15 protein-coding genes and 1 riboswitch are annotated in these 19688 nt (G+C 36.4%); of the genes, 7 read left to right on the top strand and 8 right to left on the bottom strand.

What is annotated here, in order from left to right:
* The first annotated feature begins 12 nt into the window (after positions 1–12).
* Positions 13–561, top strand: coding sequence for an NAD(P)H-dependent oxidoreductase (locus COL05_RS05275; RefSeq protein WP_098667922.1), 549 nt, complete (start codon positions 13–15; stop codon positions 559–561).
* A gap of 49 nt (positions 562–610) precedes the next feature.
* Here the strand turns inward: COL05_RS05275 and COL05_RS05270 are convergent, their stop codons facing one another.
* Complete coding sequence (locus COL05_RS05270; protein ID WP_098667842.1) at positions 611–1129, bottom strand: general stress protein; 519 nt, start codon at positions 1127–1129, stop codon at positions 611–613.
* A 30-nt stretch (positions 1130–1159) separates the two neighbouring features.
* A complete protein-coding gene (locus COL05_RS05265; protein WP_142337358.1) occupies positions 1160–2920 on the bottom strand; it encodes an SgrR family transcriptional regulator in 1761 nt (586 codons plus the stop codon).
* Between the two features lie 84 nt (positions 2921–3004).
* On the opposite strand from COL05_RS05265, the gene COL05_RS05260 reads away from it, so the two are divergent.
* The gene (locus COL05_RS05260; RefSeq protein ID WP_098667840.1) at positions 3005–4267 is read left to right on the top strand and encodes an MDR family MFS transporter; all 1263 of its coding nucleotides are present in this window, start codon (positions 3005–3007) and stop codon (positions 4265–4267) included.
* 51 nt (positions 4268–4318) lie between these two features.
* On the opposite strand, the gene COL05_RS05255 is transcribed toward COL05_RS05260, so the two are convergent.
* The 5 genes from COL05_RS05255 to COL05_RS05235 all read right to left on the bottom strand — a co-directional run bounded on the left by COL05_RS05255 (position 4319) and on the right by COL05_RS05235 (position 10175).
* Entirely contained in the window at positions 4319–4522 is a 204-nt protein-coding gene (locus COL05_RS05255; RefSeq protein ID WP_061456828.1) for a hypothetical protein, read from the bottom strand.
* 239 nt (positions 4523–4761) lie between these two features.
* The gene (locus tag COL05_RS05250; protein ID WP_098667839.1) at positions 4762–5277 is read right to left on the bottom strand and encodes a type 1 glutamine amidotransferase domain-containing protein; all 516 of its coding nucleotides are present in this window, start codon (positions 5275–5277) and stop codon (positions 4762–4764) included.
* A 23-nt stretch (positions 5278–5300) separates the two neighbouring features.
* A complete protein-coding gene (locus tag COL05_RS05245; RefSeq protein WP_142337357.1) occupies positions 5301–7298 on the bottom strand; it encodes a catalase in 1998 nt (665 codons plus the stop codon).
* Positions 7299–7490: 192 nt separating this feature from the next.
* Positions 7491–8690, bottom strand: coding sequence for an ABC transporter permease (locus COL05_RS05240; RefSeq protein ID WP_098667838.1), 1200 nt, complete (start codon positions 8688–8690; stop codon positions 7491–7493).
* A gap of 60 nt (positions 8691–8750) precedes the next feature.
* Positions 8751–10175 carry an amino acid permease gene (locus tag COL05_RS05235; RefSeq protein ID WP_098667837.1) on the bottom strand — a complete coding sequence of 475 codons (1425 nt, stop codon included), beginning with the start codon at positions 10173–10175 and terminating at the stop codon, positions 8751–8753.
* 147 nt (positions 10176–10322) lie between these two features.
* A riboswitch (Lysine riboswitch) is annotated at positions 10323–10511 on the bottom strand.
* Positions 10512–10819: 308 nt separating this feature from the next.
* Here COL05_RS05235 and COL05_RS05230 point away from each other — a divergent pair.
* On the top strand, positions 10820–11911 hold the full coding sequence (locus tag COL05_RS05230) for a DUF3626 domain-containing protein (protein WP_098667836.1): 1092 nt from the start codon (positions 10820–10822) through the stop codon (positions 11909–11911).
* Positions 11912–11985: 74 nt separating this feature from the next.
* On the opposite strand, the gene gapN is transcribed toward COL05_RS05230, so the two are convergent.
* A complete protein-coding gene (gene gapN, locus COL05_RS05225; RefSeq protein WP_098667835.1) occupies positions 11986–13425 on the bottom strand; it encodes an NADP-dependent glyceraldehyde-3-phosphate dehydrogenase in 1440 nt (479 codons plus the stop codon).
* Positions 13426–14151: 726 nt separating this feature from the next.
* Between gapN and COL05_RS05210 the strand changes: the two genes are divergently transcribed.
* The 4 genes from COL05_RS05210 (at position 14152) to COL05_RS05190 (ending at position 19664) form a co-directional block, all read left to right on the top strand.
* Entirely contained in the window at positions 14152–15912 is a 1761-nt protein-coding gene (locus COL05_RS05210) for an ABC transporter ATP-binding protein (RefSeq protein WP_098667834.1), read from the top strand.
* Positions 15909–17909 (top strand): ABC transporter ATP-binding protein, encoded by a 2001-nt coding sequence (locus COL05_RS05205; RefSeq protein ID WP_098667833.1) that lies wholly within the window; start codon positions 15909–15911, stop codon positions 17907–17909. Before COL05_RS05210 ends, COL05_RS05205 begins: the two co-directional genes overlap by 4 nt.
* Positions 17910–18181: 272 nt before the next feature.
* Positions 18182–18979, top strand: a complete 798-nt coding sequence (locus COL05_RS05195; protein WP_000732853.1) for an amino acid ABC transporter substrate-binding protein — start codon at positions 18182–18184, stop codon at positions 18977–18979.
* Positions 18966–19664: an amino acid ABC transporter permease gene (locus COL05_RS05190; RefSeq protein WP_029437600.1), complete on the top strand. Its 699-nt coding sequence runs from the start codon at positions 18966–18968 to the stop codon at positions 19662–19664. The genes COL05_RS05195 and COL05_RS05190 overlap by 14 nt, the downstream gene beginning before the upstream one ends.
* The last annotated feature ends 24 nt before the right edge of the window (positions 19665–19688 follow it).

Below are 19688 nucleotides of genomic sequence, written 5' to 3'. Positions count from 1 at the left end.
GAGAGAAAAGTGATGAAAAATATATTTATTATAAATGGACATGAAAAATACGGTACGAAAGAAGGACGATTAAATAGAACGTTAGTTGATTGTATGGTAACGGTATTAAGTGAGATGCATCATGTGAAAACAACAACGATTCAAGATGGCTATAGTATTAAAGAAGAACAAGAGAAGTTTTTATGGGCTGATGTTGTGATTTATCAAACGCCGATTTACTGGTTTAGTGTACCTGGGTTATTTAAAACGTATATGGATGAAGTGTATGAATATGGTTTGTTCTTTAAAGGTGCAGATGAATATGGAACTGGTGGTTTATTAAAAGAGAAAGAGTATATGTTTTCTACAACTTGGAACGCACCGGAGACAGCATTTGGAGATAAGACGAAGTTCTTTGAAGGGGAAAGTTTAGAATCAGCGCTTAGTCACTTACATCGCGTACAAAAGTTTCTTGGTATGAGTCCGTTAAAGAGCTTTGCTTGTTATGATGTGGTGAAGAATCCGAATATTGAGCAATATTTATTAAACTTGAAAGATCACTTAGATGGAGTAATTCAATAATAGTTTGTATTGTGAAGAAGGTACTACTAAGGATGTAGTACCTTCTTTTTCATGAAATACGCTGAAAATCTTTACTTATACAAGACTGTTTTAGTTTTTTTGATTTGATTAAATGTCTTATATTAGAGATGTTATCGTATGAAAGCTGAGTATGATAATAGTTAATGTACTCAAGTAATGCAAAAATATAAATAAATAGAGTAAATGACAGCCCACCTAAAGGTAAGTGGGGATACCAAATTACAAAATCAATAGTAACCGTAATAAATCCCGTGATAATGAATGCTATATTTATCTTTTTAAGTACTTTTAAATAGTGGATCATCCTAATAGGCGTAACAGATGTTTTTTCTTTTTTTAGTCGTTTCCACTTTACGTACCAGTAAAGTGTTCCTTGTAATAAGATAAACTCCAAAAGAAGAAATGAGACCCAAAAAGAATATAGGGAATATAAATGTAAAGTAGGATAAGCATAATTAAGTAAGTAACTTGTGAAAATAAAAGTAATGACTGAAAATAACTCACCTGTGTATAGATAGGAAAGTCTTTTTTCTAGCGTGCGTTTCATGGTTCCTCTCCTTTTATAAAAACTCACATTTTAAGACATGGATGGCTGTATCCATAACTTCGCGAAATTTGCCCAGCCGAATGAATCAATTGTTACGTTCTTTAAAGAAGAAGGATATGTTTTTCTTTTTAAAACGTGATAGTTAAATAAAATGATGTTCTCTACTTGTAAAAATTCTTCAATCTCATACATGAGCTCATAGCGTTTTTCTTTATTTTCCTCTAATAAAAAGGTATCAAGTAAACAGTTAATTTGTTTTTCATAGTGCGGGTCCATGAACCGATTTATGAAGCAACTTTTATTTTTAAACACATTTAAGAATGCGAGTTCATGATCGGCAGCAAATACTTCTCCCATGAAAATAATATCGGCATGTGTATCGATAGAACGATCCATATAATCTGAAACGAGAAATGGGTGAAGTTCTACATGTATGCCTAATTGTTCGCAACGTTCTTTTAGGAAATATGCGTCATTTGCACTATCTTTAAATGCGAAGAAATAAATATGAATCGTTTCTCCGTTATAGGTGCTCTTTTTTAAATACTGTTTCGCTTTTTCTAAAGAGTAGGACCTTTTAGTAGTTTGGCGGCTTCTTTCAGGGAAAAAGCTTGATGCAGCAATTGTCCGTCTACCCTCTATGCTACGAATTATCGTTTCAACGTCATATAGTTCTCTCCAAGCTTTTCGAAAGTACATGTCGTGATGAGGACCGGGTTTTGTAAAGTTGAAGCCAGCATAAATACAGCCTATTTCTTCTATTTGTATATTATGCCTTTCATTTTCCTCTTCATTTGGTAGTTCATAATCAGCATCTATTTGTACATGATCAGGAATACCCCAAAATTCAATACGGTCTAATAACGCGCGCTCTTTAAAATAATGGGTGAACGCCTCGAGTACGATATTATCTTCAGAGTAATGAGCAAGTTTGAAAGGTCCAGTACCTATATAATGATGATTTTGAATAACTGCATCACGCGGTAAAATTGCTAATTGTATGGAACTTACATAGTGTAAGAAAAATAGATTTGGTTTTGCTAAATGAAATCGAATTTGCAGTGGTGATGGTGTTTCAATTTGAACAATTTCTTCTGTTAACCATTCGAAAGGAGAGTGAGCTTGCTTTAATCGTTCAAATGAAAATTGTACATCTTGAGAAGTTAAAACTGTTTCGTTATGAAAATATATATCCTTTCGTAAATAAAAGGTCCACGTCAGCCCGTCTTCACTTAATTCCCATATATGTGCAATGTGTGGCTCCATTTTTTCAGTAACATCGTTATAAACGACTAACGTGTCAAAAATTTGACTCGTAAGATGGCTCTCCGTTGTTACAGCGACAAAAGCCGGATCTAATGGGAAGATTTTTCTCGATATAGGAATCTTTAATATGTCATACATATCATTTGAAGGTTCGTATCCAAAATGATGATGTAGTTTATTCTCTATCTTTTTTTGAAGTGCAAGAGGGAGCGGTTCTTTTAAAAGAAGAAAAACATCCTTTAATTTTTCTTGCGCTAACAGTTCATCTGTGTAGCATTCAATCGCTTCTATGAAATTATGTATAAATAGGATTTCTGTTTTATTCCCACGGCCACGCCCTGGAGTCCAACGAATTAATTGTTCCTCACTCATTTTCTTTAATAAAATCTTTACGTTTTTCGTACTGCAATATAAAACATCCGCTAATTCTTGTAAGCTATTTCGTATATGTTGTTGATCCTGTGCATGTAGTCTTAGTCGAATGTAATAGTCCATAATTTTCATATATACACTTCCTTCTATTATAAAAGGGGAAACTCTTTAGAATATTCTAACCTTTTTCTTCCTTTTTTTCAAAGTAAAATAAGTAAGCATAAGGAGGGGGAAACAATGGGTTTTTGGAGTATGCATCGAAATATAAAGATTAGAATTATAACTTCGTTTTTAACACGCACGGTGTCCACGATGATTTTTCCATTTATGGCGATTTATTTTTCAATAAAATTAGGTAGTGCAATTGCTGGTGCGTTACTACTCATTAATGTCATAGCTTCGTTAGTAATTGGTTTATACGGTGGATATGTTGGGGATCGACTTGGTCGTAAAAAGGTGATGATTATCGGTCAAAGTATACAAGTCATTTCCATTGCTTGTATGGGGATTGCTAATTCAGATTATATAGATTCACCGTGGCTAACATTTATATTTATGTTAGTGAATAGTTTAGGATCTGGACTTATGAACCCTGCCACAGAGGCAATGTTAATTGATGTGAGTACACCTGAAAATCGAAAAGTAATGTACAGCATTAACTACTGGGCAATTAATTTATCCATTGCGATTGGAGCGATATTTGGCGGATTACTATTTGAGAACTATAGATTGCAATTGTTTATCGGATTAACAGTGATTGCAGTTATTACTTTATATGTGATGGCTGTATATATGGAAGAAGTGTATGTAGCACGGAAAACGGTGGAGAAGAAAAATGTATTAAAAGATATGGCGGATAGTTATAAAGTTGTAATGAAAGATAGAGCGTTTTTAATTTTTTGTGCAGCAAGTATATGTACATTATCTTTAGAGTTTCAAGTTAATAATTATTTAGGAGTACGTTTGCAGCAGGAATTTGAAACGATGCACTTTTTCTTTGGGAATGGTGTTACGTTTGATTTAACAGGTATTCGAATGATGAGCTGGATTTCAGCAGAGAATACAATTTTAGTTGTGTTATGTTCGGCGCTTCTTATTAAAATGTTGAAAAGCTTTAACGATTTGAAAATCTTATATGTAGGCTTATTCATTTATACGATTGGCTTTACAATACTTGGAACGAGCAATAGCTTATGGATTTTATTAATTGCAGGGCTTTTCCAAACTGTGGGAGAGATGATGTATGTGCCAGTACGTCAATCTATTATGGCAGATATGGTGCCAAATGAGGCAAGAGGTTCATACATGGCGATTAACGGAATGGTCTTTCAAGTGGCAAAAATGAACGGGGCATTAGGTGTTATGTTAGGTTCATTTCTTGCATCTTGGGGCATGAGTGCTCTGTACTTTATCGTTGGTATGAGCAGTATTTTATTATTTATGAAGGCGATTGGGAGAGAGAAGTATGAGGGGGAGAGAAATGCTTCTCAAATTGGATGAAATTATATAAAAGCGAACCAGCTATACTGGGACTCGCTTTTTATATAATTTTTAGAATGGATCAACTTCAGCTAAATTTGGAGTGGTATTCGGCTGTAGCAAAAGATTTTTTAACGTTCCTACTTCAGAAAGAGTGACTAATATGTAGCCACTAATTAGTACAATAAGTCCGATGACGCGTAACGTTTGTAAGCTCACTTCATTATTATTCGTTTCCGTTGGATTTGGGGGCGTTGAAGGTGGATTGTTATTCATAAATAAGGCTCCCATCTTTTGGATTTATATATTTGTAAAATCATTATTTAACTTATGGATAGGAATCGTATAGTCATTTTCACTATATGAGAACTGCCTATGAAAAGTGATTAGAAATTTGGGGGCAAGAAAAGAGGGTGTCTCAAAAGATTATTGAAAATGAGATTCTTTTTGTTTTTTATACAAATAAAAAGGTTAACCACAGTAGCTAAACAGCTATTTTGGCTAACCTCTAATAACTATCCTAGTATACGCAATGATTCTTCAATAAACGCTGGGATATCTTCAGGTTGTCTACTTGTTACTAGTTGATTTTGGCATACGACAACCTCTTTGTCATGGAAATTTCCACCGGCATTTTTCAAATCGACCGCAATGGATTTATAGCCAGTCACATCGCGTCCTTCAAGTGTTTGTGCAGTGATGAGTAATTGGGGTCCGTGACAAATAGCAAAAACAGGTTTTTTCGCATCCATAAATGCTTTGCTAAAGCGAACGAAGCGTTCATCTGCACGAAGTATATCTGGGGAAAATCCGCCTGGTATGAAGAGGGCATCAAAGTTCTCTGGAGAAACATCATCGATACCTTTATCAATTACAACTTCACTTTTTCCTTGTTTACCGTGTACCGTTTTACCTTTTTCCGTTTCAATAGTTGTTAATTCATATCCTTTTTGTTTAAAAGCTTCTGCTGGCTCTGTGTATTCTGTGTCCTCGAAATAATCTGTTATTAAAGTAGCAATTTTTTTACTCATTCTAATCCGCTCCTTATATTATATTATCGGTTCCAGAATCGTCCTTGGGCAATGCCTTCTATAAATGATTCAATTGAAGTATCTGTTAAGTTGTAAACTCCTGCTCCATCCAGTTTCACCTTACTATGGTCTAAAGCATGAGGGTTACTAAGGACATAGGCTATCGGTTTAAAGTGTTTAAAAGTAGTTTCTGCAAATTCTAAAACAGGGGGTTGAATGGCAGATTCGCTACTAAACACTAATACCGCATCAAAAAGTGCAGAGTCTGCTGTTGTATAAGTATCCGTTACTTTAATGGAATCATTGAAATGATGAATTTTATTATCTATGATTCCATAGTTAATTCGGTGCTGTGCAAAAGCTTGAATCCATTCGGACAGAAGGGAGACGCTTGGGTCACCATTCAGTAGAATTGCCACATTTTTGGAATCCGCTTTAAAAATAGTATTGGACATGCTGAGTGCAGGTGATTTTGCATCCGAATTTATTTCGTGATTTTCTTTAGGCAAAGGGGCTCCAATCATGTTAGCGACTTCCTTTGCTAATTGACGATCGACGTGGTTTAAAAGAGCAATTACATTTGCCTTCACCATGTCTGATTTGCACTTCCCAACTTCAAAGCAAAATGCGTCTTTTATGTGCTGCTTTTCAATAGGATTCATACTATTGTAGAAAAGTTTAGCCTGAGAATAAAAGTTAAGGAAGCTTTTACTGCGCCCTCTAATTTTATGTCCATCAATCTTTTCTTGATAATGCTCATATCCACCCTGTTCGGCTTGGACGGTTGCTGGTTGATTGTTATTTAAGCCATTAGGATGATAGCTTGTTTGACCGCGATGAATCTGCATTTGATGCATACCATCACGTTGATTATTATGAAAAGGACATACAGGCTGGTTAATAGGAATTTGGTGGAAATTAGGGCCTCCTAAACGAGATAATTGTGTATCTGTATAGGAGAACAATCTTCCTTGCAGAAGAGGATCATTTGAAAAATCAATACCTGGTACGACATGGCCAGGGTGAAAAGCTACCTGTTCCGTTTCGGCAAAGAAGTTATCAACATTTTTGTTGAGTGTCATTTTACCAACTAGTTTTACAGGAACTTCTTCTTCCGGCCATAGTTTCGTTGGATCTAAAATATCAAAATCAAATGCATGCTCATCTTCTTCCGGAATTAACTGTAATCCAAGCTCCCATTCCGGATAATCGCCTTTTTCAATTGCTTCGTATAAATCTTGACGATGGAAATCAGGATTTTTCCCAGCAATCCTTTGAGCTTCATCCCATACTAATGAATGAACCCCTAGGGTAGGTTTCCAGTGAAACTTTACGAAGTGGGCTTTTCCTTCTTTATTAATGAGTCGAAATGTATGAACCCCAAAACCTTCCATCATTCGTAAACTACGCGGAATTGCGCGATCACTCATCTGCCACATCACCATATGAGTAGACTCGGGATTATGCGCAACAAAATCCCAAAATGTATCATGAGCGCTAGCTCCCTGAGGAATATCATTATGTGGTTCTGGTTTAACCGCATGGACAAAATCAGGGAATTTAATAGCATCTTGGATAAAGAATACTGGCATATTATTACCTACTAAATCATAGTTACCTTCATCTGTATAAAATTTTGTGGCAAATCCGCGCACATCTCTTACTGTGTCATTGGATCCTTTAGAGCCTTGAACGGTTGAGAACCGTACAAATACAGGTGTTTTTTTTGAAGGATTAGTAAGGAAATCTGCTTTTGTATATGCTTCTAAAGATTCATAAAGCTGAAAATGACCATGTGCGCCAACTCCGCGTGCATGAACAATTCTTTCAGGAATTCGTTCATGATCAAAGTGGGTCATTTTCTCGCGAAAGTGGAAATCCTCCATTAAGGTAGGGCCTCTTAAGCCCATCTTTAAAGAAAATTCATCCTCGGCTATTTTTACTCCTTGGTTTGTTGTTAAAGCATGTTTGCGTTGATTATCCGTAACGTGATGTTCCAATTGCTCCATTTTTTTATTCACAATATAGGCACCTCCTTTTCCCTGTTAATTTAATAGATACCCTTTTTATTAGGACGTAAACATGTATTATCATTTTTGTATGTAAAAATCATAAAACATCGGTTGTGCTGGTGATTCTTGTTTAAGGAAGGAAAATAAAAAAGCCAAAGAGAAAATTTATTTTTTCCTTGGCTTTTAAGATGATTTTTTTCGTTAAAACGAGGAAACGCGTTGCTTCGTTTTTGGTACAATAATACATTTGATCCAGAGTAACCCGACAGTCATAATGATAAGGCTATGTAAAAATTGACCTGTAGCAATGAGTATAACAATTGAAAATACAATGAGTTGAATGCTTAGCAATATAAAGATTAAGTGAAGAAATTGATTCATTCGTTTCTCAGTATCAATTGGATATAATGCTACAATAATATTTCCCGAAAAATATTTCCACAGGGAACGGAGCTGCATAGAAATCATATATAGGACGATATATGCGATAGCGCCTTTTGCATATATGTTTGGTATAAAATATAAGGCGAAGGCACCAATTAATCCTAAGCGGATATATATACCGAAATAATCATTCCCACGTAAAAATGCGAGTGTATGTAAATAGAAGAAAGTTGCTTGCTTTTTATGTAATAAAGGTTCAATCCAATTTGTAAGCCATTTTCTTTTACTTACTTGCTTATTCAGTTGCGGAACATCGGTGAAAATGCTAGCAAATTGATAAAAACGAACGTTCATTTTTTCTTCTTGTTCAATTATGTAATCCCACGGTATTCGTTTTGTAGGTTGCTTTTTCGTATATAGAAGCAGGAAAGCAAGTAGTAAGAGCAATCCGCCTAATATGAGAACATGTGCTGAGTAAAACAGCATGTAAATAATGAGTGCGTTACAAGTAATACGAATAATGAGCCATATGCTTTTTTCATGACTATCACGCCACATCCAATGTATGTATATGTTCCAAGCTTTCGTAATCATTAAAACGATAAAGATTGTACATAAGAAAGGTACTGTTACTTGTAATGATTGCATGGCAAGTGGAACGAGAATAAGGAACATGAACAATAATGGGAAAAGCTGAATGATGTAATTATATAGAAGAGATTTTTTAAAATAAGATGTTAGTTTCTCTTCTAATGCGAGTAAATAGACAGCATCAGGTTTTTGAATAAATGTACGGATCGAGCATCTCGTTATAATGAATGTAAGTACAAGCGTGATAAGTAGTAAAGATATTCCTTTAGAAGGAGATGCTTTTAAAAACTGAGCATAGTAGTATGCGCCAACGCATGAAATAAAGATAAAGCTATATAGTAAACCGTTAATCATACGTGCAAAGTATGTAATGATATTTTGCATATGTTGTTGGAAGCGACTGCTCCATAGCGATTCGATTGACATGTTTTTCACCTCTTTGTTCTATTATATATGTTTTACAAAAGAAAAAACGAGCAAATTGCGTTATGCAACTTGCCCGTCTTTCTTTTCGTTATTTTTTTTCTGATCACGATTCATTAATGGATAGAAGGCAAAGCCGATTACGAATAAACCAATTCCGAGAAGGAATGTTTTTATATCGGCTGCGCCCGTTTTAATAACCCATAGTGCGTAGCAAAGTGCAATCACTGCGACTATACCATCTGTAATTCTTGCCCGCATTTCATTTTTATACGTTTCACCGGTAGCGACTAGTTTTAACTGGAAGATTGGTGAAACGAGATATGGAATGAGGTAGGCCAATGTTGATACAGTAATAACGAATGTATAAGCTTCCGCAATTGTTCCTGATAATGTTGAGAATAAGAACACTTGCGACATAATGTTTGTTAATCGTAATGAGTAAATTGGACTTCCTTTTTTATTTGTTTTCGTGAAGAAGGAAGGGAAGAAACCTTCTTTTGCTGCTTGATATGGTACTTCTGAGCTTAATAAAATCCAGCCTAAGATGGAACCGAATAGGGAAGTAAGAGCAAGTAATGCCATCAGTTTCCCGCCGCCATGACCCATTGCAGCGTTTAGTGCGTCTGCTAATGGACGTTCAGAAGCTTGTAATGTATCAACGTGAAGTACACCCATTGTTAAAATTGTAATTCCTAAGTAAATCGCAACTGTAATAAGTAATCCCGCAACTGTTGCACGTTTTACCGTTTTTGGAGAAACAGCACGGTTTGATAGAAGAACCGCTGATTCAATTCCGATAAATGCCCAAAGCGTTGTAAGAGCAGCTAAGTTTACTTGTGAAAGTAGGCCGTGTGATACACCTGATTTATCGATCATCGGTGTGTACCATTGTCCAAACTTAGAAGCTTCGAATGCAAATAACGTAACGACGATGAATAAAAGGAATCCAGTTACTTTCGTTGTTGTTGCTAAGAAGTTTAGCTTTCCAGCTCCACTTACACCGTTCGTTAATATAATATGAGTTCCCCAAAGTAAGATGGAACAAATCGTAAATGTAATTAGTTTTCCGACTTCTACGTTAAAAGAACCGATTGAAAATAGTAGTCGTGTATCTTTCATAATTGGGAAGAAGAGTGATAAATATCCCGCAAATGATGTAATGATGGCAACGTTACTTGCCCAGTTTGCAACCCAATATCCCCATACCATACTGAAACCAGCCATTTTTTTCTTTTTTGGTGATGAGAATAAAGCATATGCATGACTTTGTGGTCCTGTCGTTAAATCAGGACGACGAATTGCTAAATTACCGAAAACAAGAGCTAGCATTAAAACACCAAACCCTGTTGTTAGCCAAGCTAAAGTGACACCGAGAGGGCTTGCTGTTTGTGCTAACGTACTTGGCACCATGAAAATACCAGCGCCAACCATGTTACCGACAACGAAAGCTGTTAGTACCCAAAAGCCCCATTTTTTTTGTTGCATAGAAAATACCTCCAAAGTTAGTATAACCAAGTCAAGCGAGGAGATATGTATGTCTTCCTAAGTCAGGAAGAGAAGTTCCAAACAAAACAAAAAAAGCACGTAATTTGCCGCTACATGCTTTCTATCTTATAAGAAACCCACGACATACCTCTCGATAGCTCTCCACAAACGAAATGTTTCATTTGTGACAGTTCTGCACTTATTAAATAGCAGACCCAGCAAGCGTGCATAGTGGACACGGGCTTACTTCGGCAATCATTCCTTTCTCATTCCTTCATCAATGCCACTACATCTCCTGAAATGATACTCTTAATGACTGCAACCTCTACCTCACCGAGATACGAATGAGGATTTAAATATTAAATTAACGTATTTAAGAGTAACAAATGAATTTTTATACGTCAATGGATATGGTAATAATCAGATTATAGAGAAGAGTTTGTGATTAAAAAGAGTTAGGAAGGGCTGTAGCGTTTATTCGTTGTGCAGAAGAAATAGCGACAGAGTGAAGCACAAATAATTTTGTCTGAAAATCTTAATCCGAAGCATCGATTTTTTTAAACACGCTTCGTTTCAGAAGAAGGAAAGATTAAGCCTTTCATTGAAATGATTAAGGTCATTTCAATGAAAGGAGAGGTTTGATTATGGAATTATCAAGATCTCAATTATGTGCTTTAGAGTACATTTCAAAATATGCAGAGAACGAAAAACGTGGGGCTAAAGCAACAATTAATCATATACTGAAAATGTCTAATATTACAGATGAAATGTTTGAAGAAGCTGTCGTTCATTTAAAATCAAATGCGAGAATTGCTTTACACTTTCATCCAGACAGATTAGATTCAAATATGAAAAATATTGCTGAAGCACTGTTTGAGCAAGGCATATATAAAAGTCAGTTTGAAACATTATTATCTAATGGGAGTGTATCTGCTTATCCGGGTGGTGAGCGTGACCTTTGGGAAAAGAGAATATTTGGAGGCGCATATCAATTGGAAGGGGTAACGAATAATGAACGGCCTAAATATGGGGCACTAAATGTAATGTTACATCCAGATGGATCTGCCCCGCGTTTTGGATCATGTTATTTTCTCTTATCTCCAAAAGTTTCTTATCGCTCTACATATACGTATTTAGATTCACATCAAGATCCAAAAGAAAAGGGTACTTATGAAGAGTTTGATATGATTTTAGCTGCTCTTTTGGAAGAGACATTCGTAAGAGATTTTGCAATTGGTGAAGGGAATTTGACTCCAACAAGACTCATTCATCATTTACTGGCTAACTTGGAAAGGCCGTTTATAGATTTCGCAGACAAAGAGTCAGCTCGTAATCTTAACCATTATATTGAAGCACAAATTCATGGAGATATTTCTCTTAAAGAAGATGTGGAAGCACTTGTTGTAGATCCTTCATTTAAGGGTACGAATGTAGGTAGAACTTTAGAAGAAATTTGTCTGAAGTATTCTATTGATTTGTATTGGCACATGGGTTTTGTACTTACGGTGGATGAAGTTCCGCTGGATTTTAGAGGTTCAAAAATGCCATCTTTGGCAAGACGCATTGCACGAAATAATTGTATCGATGCATATATAATTGGCTCTGCTGTAGCGGATTTGAAAAGGAATCCACTATCCTGGAGTGACCGCGGAACGTATGAAGAAGTGCTTCAGGAATTAAAATTATTATGGCATGTTTTAGTTCGATTTGGAAAACCAAATCGGAATCTGAAATAAACACGCTATTGTTTTGGGAAGCATGTATATAAAAAGAAGCTGATCTAATATTAGATCAGCTTCTACATATAAGATTAAACTAAGTTTAATACAGTTACTTTTTCACGTGTCATAGATTCAAGGCTCTTACGAATACCTTGTGCGCCCATACCTGAACCTTTTACACCGATGAATGGGAAGTGGTCAGGGCCGCGCTCTGTGCGTCCGTTAATTTGAACAGAACCAGTTTCGATTTTGTTAGCAATTGCAAATGCTTTGTTAATGTCTTTTGTGAAGACACTTGCTTGTAAGCCGAACTCTGATTTGTTAGCAATTTCAATTGCTTGCTCATCTGAAGAAACGCGGATGATTGGAAGGATTGGGCCGAATGGCTCTTCCCAAGCAACTTTCATTTCTTCTGTTACGAGATCGATTAATGTTGGGTAAATTAAGTTACGCTCACGTTTGTTACCGATAACGATCGTAGCACCTTTTTCAACAGCGTCGTCAACTAAACCTTGAACGAAGTCAGCAGACTTGTCATCGATTAATGGAACGATTGTGCTATCTTGCTCTGGAGATCCAACTGATAGTTCCGCTACTTGCGCTTTTAATAAGTCAACAAGCTCGTCTGCTACGTTTTCGTGTACAAGTACACGTTTAATAGCTGTACAACGTTGACCAGAGTAAGAGAATGCACCGCTTACGATATGGTTTGCAGCATCTTGTAAGTCAGCATCTTCACGAACGATACCAGGGTCTTTACCACCAAGTTCTAATACAAGTGGAATCATTGAAGCTTTTTTCGCTAAATGTTTACCTGTGTTTGTACCACCTGTGAACGATACCATATTGATGCCTTCGTGCTCTACTAAGTAGTCACCAATTACAGAACCGCGTCCTGTCGCTACGTTTACAAGACCTTTTGGAAGGCCAGCTTTATGAAGTGCTTCAACCATTTTAATACCACTAATTGCACCTTGAGTTGCTGGTTTGAAAATAACAGCGTTACCCATAATTAATGCTGGTGCAAGTTTTGCAGCAGATAAGTTTACTGGGTAGTTAAACGGTGCGATTGCTAATACAACACCAAGTGGTGCGCGTTGGATGATCGCAAGTTTAGATTTTGTACCGCCCGGGAAGCTATCGCCCATCATGCTTTCTCCGTGCATATGTAAAGCTTCTTCGATCGTGTAACGAATGAAGTCAGCTGTACGAACAACTTCTTTCTTCGCATCTTTATATCCTTTACCGACTTCTTTCATAATGATATCGGCAATTTCATCTTGCATATTTACGAGCTCATCAGCCCATTTATATAAATATTTTGCGCGATCTTGTAGAGAAGCTTCTGCCCATGATTTTTGAGCTTCCTTTGCAGATGCAATTGCTTCATCTACTTCTCCGCGAGTAATTGCTTGTACTTGTCCAATTACTTCGTGTAAGTATGGAGATGGAATTTCGATTGTTTCTCCTGAAGAGCTTTCTCTCCATTCTCCACTTAAATAAAATTTGTACGTATTGCTAGTTGTCATGATTAGTCCTCCTAAAATAGCAACTTGTAAGAGTGAGTATAAGGTGATTGTAGGGGGTTTGATAACATTTTTCAAATGAAATGTTTGTGAAAACGATTTCTTATTCTTTTTTTATTTTGTATGCCCTTTCTTACAGAACATTCCCTTATTTCAAAATGATGTAGCTTATATTTTCATGCGGTCTGTAAAAAAAAAATTGACAGAATACTCAATAAAGTTGTAAGATTATAAATGGAAAATAAATGAAGGGGGTGTGCGTAATGATTGTAATCGTAAATGTAATGGGCTTAGCTCTGTTAAATGGCAGAAAACATTCATATCATTACGCAACTCGTACGGATATATAGGGCATCTTTGTCTTATAAAAAGCGTACGTTGCGTATATCGTAACGTACGCTTTTATGCATTTCTGTGCATATCGTCAAGCGGCGGTATGCTTTTTTTTGTTTACCCCGCATTAACGGGCAGTAAGATCCCCACCTCACAGTTCAGCGAAAGTACAGAAGTTAGGTGGGGATCAACTGCCCGTAAANNTTCAACTAATAATCAGTGGAAAATGCCCCACTGATTAAAGTTTCACTTTATTTTCCTTTCTACAACTACGAAAAAAATTGGAAGGTGGAAAAATGTGATGAGATTGTATGGGTTACGAAATGTAAATGTGATGGGTCTGGATAGTGGATAAAGAAATGAGAGGAAAACGAGAACGAGAAGGGAGAGGTTACATTGTTATCAGTATTGCTAAAGTTAAAATGGTTTTTTAAAGAGCATTGGAAGAGATATAGTATCGCCATTGGAGCTCTTTTAATTGTAAATATAGTTGAAGTCATTCCCCCGAAAGTGTTAGGGGTTACGATAGATAATATAAAAACAGGAACGTTATCGAACGAAGCTTTTATACAGTCTATTCTTATTTTAATAGGGGTTACGATCGTTGGATATGGTCTTACTTTCGTTTGGCAACATCAGTTGTTTGGAGGAGCATTCGTACTGGAGAAGACGATGCGCTCTAAATTTATGGGGCATTTACTTAAAATGACACCGACGTTTTATCAAAAAAATCGTACTGGTGATTTAATGGCGAGAGCGACAAATGATTTAAAAGCAATCGCTATGACAGCTGGTTTCGGTATATTAACGCTTGTGGATTCGAGTTTATATATGCTTACGATTGTCTTTATGATGGGATTTACAATTAGTTGGGAGCTTACATTTGCGGCACTTATCCCGCTTCCGATTATGGCGTATGCGATGAATATATATGGAAAGAAATTGCATGAAAGATTTACTGTTGCGCAAGATGCATTCGGTGATATGAACGATAAAGTACTTGAGTCAATCGCTGGTGTACGTGTGATTCGTGCATACGTACAAGAAAATGCAGATCAAGAGAGATTTCATCATTTAGGAGATGACGTCTACGAAAAAAATATGAAGGTAGCTAGAATTGATGCACTATTCCAGCCAACTGTGAAAATGCTTGTTGGCCTTAGTTATTTAATTGGTTTAGTGTACGGCGCATATCTTGTATTTCAATCAAAGGTAACGCTTGGTGAACTTGTTTCATTTAACGTGTATTTAGGGATGATGATTTGGCCGATGTTTGCAATTGGCGAATTAATTAATGTTATGCAAAGAGGAAACGCTTCGTTAGACCGTGTAAATGAAACGTTAGCGTATGAACCAGATGTAAAGGATCCGAAAAATCCAAAGCTTGTACAAGAGCCGGATTATATTCAGTTTGATGATGTTACCTTTTCATATCCTTCATCAACTGAAACAAATTTAAAAAAGGTTTCGTTTACATTAAAACAAGGGGAAACGCTTGGGGTTGTCGGAAAAACCGGAAGCGGAAAGACGACGCTTGTACGTCAGCTTCTTCGCCAATATCCGCTTGGAGATGGGGATATTGCAGTCTCTGATGTGACGCTAGATAAAATGACGAATGAAAATGTACTCGGCTGGATTGGATATGTACCTCAGGAACATATTTTGTTCTCAAAAACAGCGAGAGAAAATATTTTATTCGGAAATAGGGAAGCGACAGAAGAAGAACTTGAGAAAGCGATTGAAATCGCGGCGTTTAAAAAGGATTTAGAGTTTTTACCAGAAGGGTTAGAAACGCTCGTTGGAGAGAAAGGTGTTTCTTTATCAGGAGGGCAAAAACAAAGGATTTCGATTGCACGAGCTGTTATCCAAAATCCGGAAATCTTAATTTTGGACGATTCTTTATCAGCTGTTGATGCTCGTACAGAAGCAGCGATCATTGACAATATAAGAACAGAAAGAAGCGGAAAGACGACGATTATTACGACGCACCGTCTATCTGCAGTTCAACATGCGGATTGGATTCTCGTTATGGATGAAGGGCAAGTAATAGAAGAAGGTACGCATGACCAGCTGATTAAGAGTGGAGGCTGGTATGCTGAGCAGTTTGAAAGACAACAAGGAGAAAGTGAAAGTGCGGATAGTGGGGTGAAAATATGAGCGTTTCGAAACGATTGTTTCAATATGCGATGAAAGTGAAAGGTACGATTTTTGCAGCGATGCTAATGTTATTTATTTTCGTTATCGCAGAGCTTGCTGGTCCTTTCGTCGCGAAAACGATGATTGATGATCATATCGTTGGAATAGAGAAGCCTTGGTATGAAACAGAAAAGAGTGATGAGGTTGTTTCGTATAATGGTGCCTTTTATAAGCGAAGCGATCGCTTCCAGGAAGGTGAGAAAAAAGGAAAAGAAGTACGTGTGATGCAGGTCGGTTTTCAATATTACTTTGTACCAAATAAAGTGAATGCTGAAGGGTCACGTTCTGTAAAAGATGATATGATTACCGTTCAAAATGGTAAGGCGGTGCAAGTATATAAAGCGAAAGCATTAACGAAAGAAGAAGTGTTTGCGTTTTATAAACCAGAAATAAACCGTCTATTATTACTTGGTGGTGGCTATTTCGCTTTATTAGTAGTCGTTTCATTATTTGCATATGGAAAGCAATTTTTCTTACAGAAGGCAGCGAACAAAATTATTCAAATTATGAGGGAAGATGTCTTTTCTCATATTCAAACGTTGCCGATTCGTTATTTCGATCATTTACCAGCAGGGAAAATTGTATCGCGTGTCACGAATGATACGGAAGCCATTCGTGATTTATACGTAACGGTACTTGCGACATTCGTTTCTAGTATCATTTATATTATCGGGATATTTGCGGCATTATTTTTACTCGATGTAAAATTGGCAACGATATGTTTACTTATTATCCCGATATTAATCGTTTGGGCCATTCTTTATAGAAAGTATGCGTCTGTATACAATCATAAAATGCGTTCACGTTTATCTGATATTAACGGAACGGTGAATGAATGCATTCAAGGGATGCCAATTATTCAAGCGTTCCGTCAAGAGCGTGAAACGAAAAAAGAGTTTGATGAATTAAATGGAGATTATTTTAAGTATCAAAATAAAATTTTGAATTTAAATGCAGCAACTTCGCATAACTTAGTAGGTGTATTAAGAAATATCGCTTTCACAGGTGTGATTTGGTATTTCGGTGGTGCTTCATTAAGTGCTTCAGGTGTTATTTCACTAGGGATACTGTATGCGTTCGTTGATTATTTAACACGATTGTTCTCGCCGATTACAAATATGGTAAATCAGCTTGCTAACTTAGAACAATCGCGCGTTGCATCAGAACGTGTTTTTGAATTGTTAGAGGAAAAAGGGGAAGCAGTAGAAGAAGAACGTATGCCTCGCTTACAAGGAAATGTGAAGTTTGATAATGTGTCGTTTTCTTATAATGGAAAAGATGAAGTGTTAAAAAATATTTCTTTTGAAGCGAAACAAGGCGAGACGGTAGCACTTGTCGGTCATACTGGATCAGGAAAAAGTTCCATTATGAATGTGCTCTTTCAGTTTTATGAGTTTGAAAAAGGGAAGCTTACGATTGACGGCCATGATGTAAAAGAGATGCCGAAACAAGCAACTCGTGAACATATGGGAATTGTACTGCAAGATCCGTTTTTATTTAGCGGAACAGTGGCATCTAATGTTAGCTTAGAGAATGAAAACATTTCAAAAGAGCGCATTATAAAAGCATTGCGTGATGTTGGTGCGGAAAGATTTGCAAACAATATAAATGAAGAGATTACGGAGAAAGGAAGTACACTTTCAACCGGAGAACGTCAGCTTATATCGTTTGCTAGGGCACTTGCATTTGATCCAGCCATTTTAATTTTAGATGAAGCGACGTCTAGTATTGATACAGAGACGGAAGCGATGATTCAACAAGCGTTAGAAGTTGTGAAAAAAGGAAGAACGACATTTATTATCGCTCACCGCCTTTCTACAATTAAAAGCGCAGATCAAATTATTGTACTCGATAGAGGAACAATCTTGGAAAAAGGGTCTCATGATGAACTAATGAAAAAGCGCGGGCGTTATTACGATATGTATAAAACGCAAATGGAAGGAAACCAGAGCGCTTAATAGGTACGGGGGAGAACTTGCGATTTTCGCAAGTTCTTTTTTTAGTGAATCACGGCAGTTAAATAAGAAGTATTATTTTACCTTTCCTACAATAAATGCTATATTAAAAAATGTTACTTATTTTTTGTATGTAGCGTTATTTTTCCCTTTTGTTTGATTATGAAGAAAAAGGATAAACTAAATAAGAACATTTTCATTGAAAAATTGTTCAAGATTGCATACAATCAATATAGTTTTTAAATTCCTATCAGAATACTTGGAGGATTACCATCATGAAAAAATTATTTTCAGTACTTGCAGTAACTACATTAGCGATCGGGATTGTAGCGGGCTGCGGTAAAGAAGAGAAAAAAGATACAGCTAGTCAAGACGCGTTACAAAAGATTAAACAAAGCGGTGAACTTGTAATTGGTACAGAAGGTACATACCCACCATTTACGTTCCACGATTCAAGCAATAAATTAACTGGATTCGATGTTGAATTAGCAGAAGAAGTTTCAAAACGTCTAGGAGTAAAACCTGTATTTAAAGAAACACAATGGGATAGCTTACTTGCTGGTCTAGATGCAAAACGTTTCGATATGGTTGCGAATGAAGTTGGTATTCGTGAAGATCGTCAAAAGAAATATGACTTCTCTAGCCCATACGTTTCATCTTCAGCGGTATTAGTTATTGCAAAAGATAAAGATAAACCTGCTACATTTGCTGATGTAAAAGGATTAAAAGCGGCACAATCTTTAACAAGTAACTATGCAGATATTGCTAAGAAAAATGGTGCGGAAATTACGAATGTAGAAGGCTTTAGCCAAGCAGCAGAATTATTAAATACTGGTCGCGTTGATTTCACAATCAATGATAAATTATCAGTGTTAAACTATTTAGAAACGAAAAAAGATGCAAAAATTAAAATTGTAGATACAGAAAAAGAAGCGTCACAAAGTGGATTCTTATTCCGTAAAGGTAGCGATAAGCTAGTACAAGAAGTAAATAAAGCGTTAGAAGATATGAAAAAAGATGGTACGTACGATAAAATAGCGAAAAAATGGTTCGGTGAAAATGTATCTAAGTAGTGCATTGGTTTCAGATCGATTGTCTACTTGGATAGATATTATGCAGTCTTCCTTCATGCCTATGCTGAAGGAAGCTGTATTTACGACAATTCCATTAACGCTTATTACATTTATTATCGGAATTATACTTGCGACGTTAACGGCGCTTGCACGTATTTCAGGTAGTCGTATTTTACAATGGATTGCTCGTATCTATGTATCTATCATTCGCGGAACGCCACTTCTTGTACAGTTATTTATTATTTTCTATGGTCTTCCAACTCTTAATGTTGAAGTTGAGCCATATACAGCAGCAGTTATTGGATTTTCATTAAATGTCGGTGCATATGCATCTGAAATTATTCGTGCTTCTATCCTTTCTATTCCGAAAGGGCAGTGGGAAGCAGCTTACACAATTGGAATGACGTACCCGCAAGCGTTAAAACGTGTTATTTTACCGCAAGCGACGCGCGTATCCATTCCGCCGCTTTCGAATACATTTATTAGTTTAGTGAAAGATACTTCATTAGCATCGTTAATTTTAGTAACAGAAATGTTCCGAAAAGCGCAGGAAATTGCGGCAATGAACTATGAGTTTTTAATTGTTTATTTCGAAGCAGGTCTTATTTATTGGGTTATTTGTTTCTTATTATCAATCGTACAACAGATGTTAGAAAAGCGTTCAGAACGCTACACATTAAAATAATCCTTTTACAAAAGGAGTTTTTGT

This window comes from Bacillus sp. AFS059628 (assembly GCF_002571225.1).
Taxonomy (GTDB): Bacteria; Bacillota; Bacilli; order Bacillales; family Bacillaceae_G; genus Bacillus_A.
This window is presented reverse-complemented; position numbering and strand designations above follow the sequence as displayed.

Coding starts and splice junctions, on each gene's coding strand:
- COL05_RS05275 (WP_098667922.1), top strand. CDS start 13: ATGAAAAATATATTTATTATAAATGGACATGAAAAATACGGTACGAAA.
- COL05_RS05270 (WP_098667842.1), bottom strand. CDS start 1,129: ATGAAACGCACGCTAGAAAAAAGACTTTCCTATCTATACACAGGTGAG.
- COL05_RS05260 (WP_098667840.1), top strand. CDS start 3,005: ATGGGTTTTTGGAGTATGCATCGAAATATAAAGATTAGAATTATAACT.
- COL05_RS05255 (WP_061456828.1), bottom strand. CDS start 4,522: ATGAATAACAATCCACCTTCAACGCCCCCAAATCCAACGGAAACGAAT.
- COL05_RS05250 (WP_098667839.1), bottom strand. CDS start 5,277: ATGAGTAAAAAAATTGCTACTTTAATAACAGATTATTTCGAGGACACA.
- COL05_RS05240 (WP_098667838.1), bottom strand. CDS start 8,690: ATGTCAATCGAATCGCTATGGAGCAGTCGCTTCCAACAACATATGCAA.
- COL05_RS05235 (WP_098667837.1), bottom strand. CDS start 10,175: ATGCAACAAAAAAAATGGGGCTTTTGGGTACTAACAGCTTTCGTTGTC.
- COL05_RS05230 (WP_098667836.1), top strand. CDS start 10,820: ATGGAATTATCAAGATCTCAATTATGTGCTTTAGAGTACATTTCAAAA.
- gapN (WP_098667835.1), bottom strand. CDS start 13,425: ATGACAACTAGCAATACGTACAAATTTTATTTAAGTGGAGAATGGAGA.
- COL05_RS05205 (WP_098667833.1), top strand. CDS start 15,909: ATGAGCGTTTCGAAACGATTGTTTCAATATGCGATGAAAGTGAAAGGT.
- COL05_RS05195 (WP_000732853.1), top strand. CDS start 18,182: ATGAAAAAATTATTTTCAGTACTTGCAGTAACTACATTAGCGATCGGG.
- COL05_RS05190 (WP_029437600.1), top strand. CDS start 18,966: ATGTATCTAAGTAGTGCATTGGTTTCAGATCGATTGTCTACTTGGATA.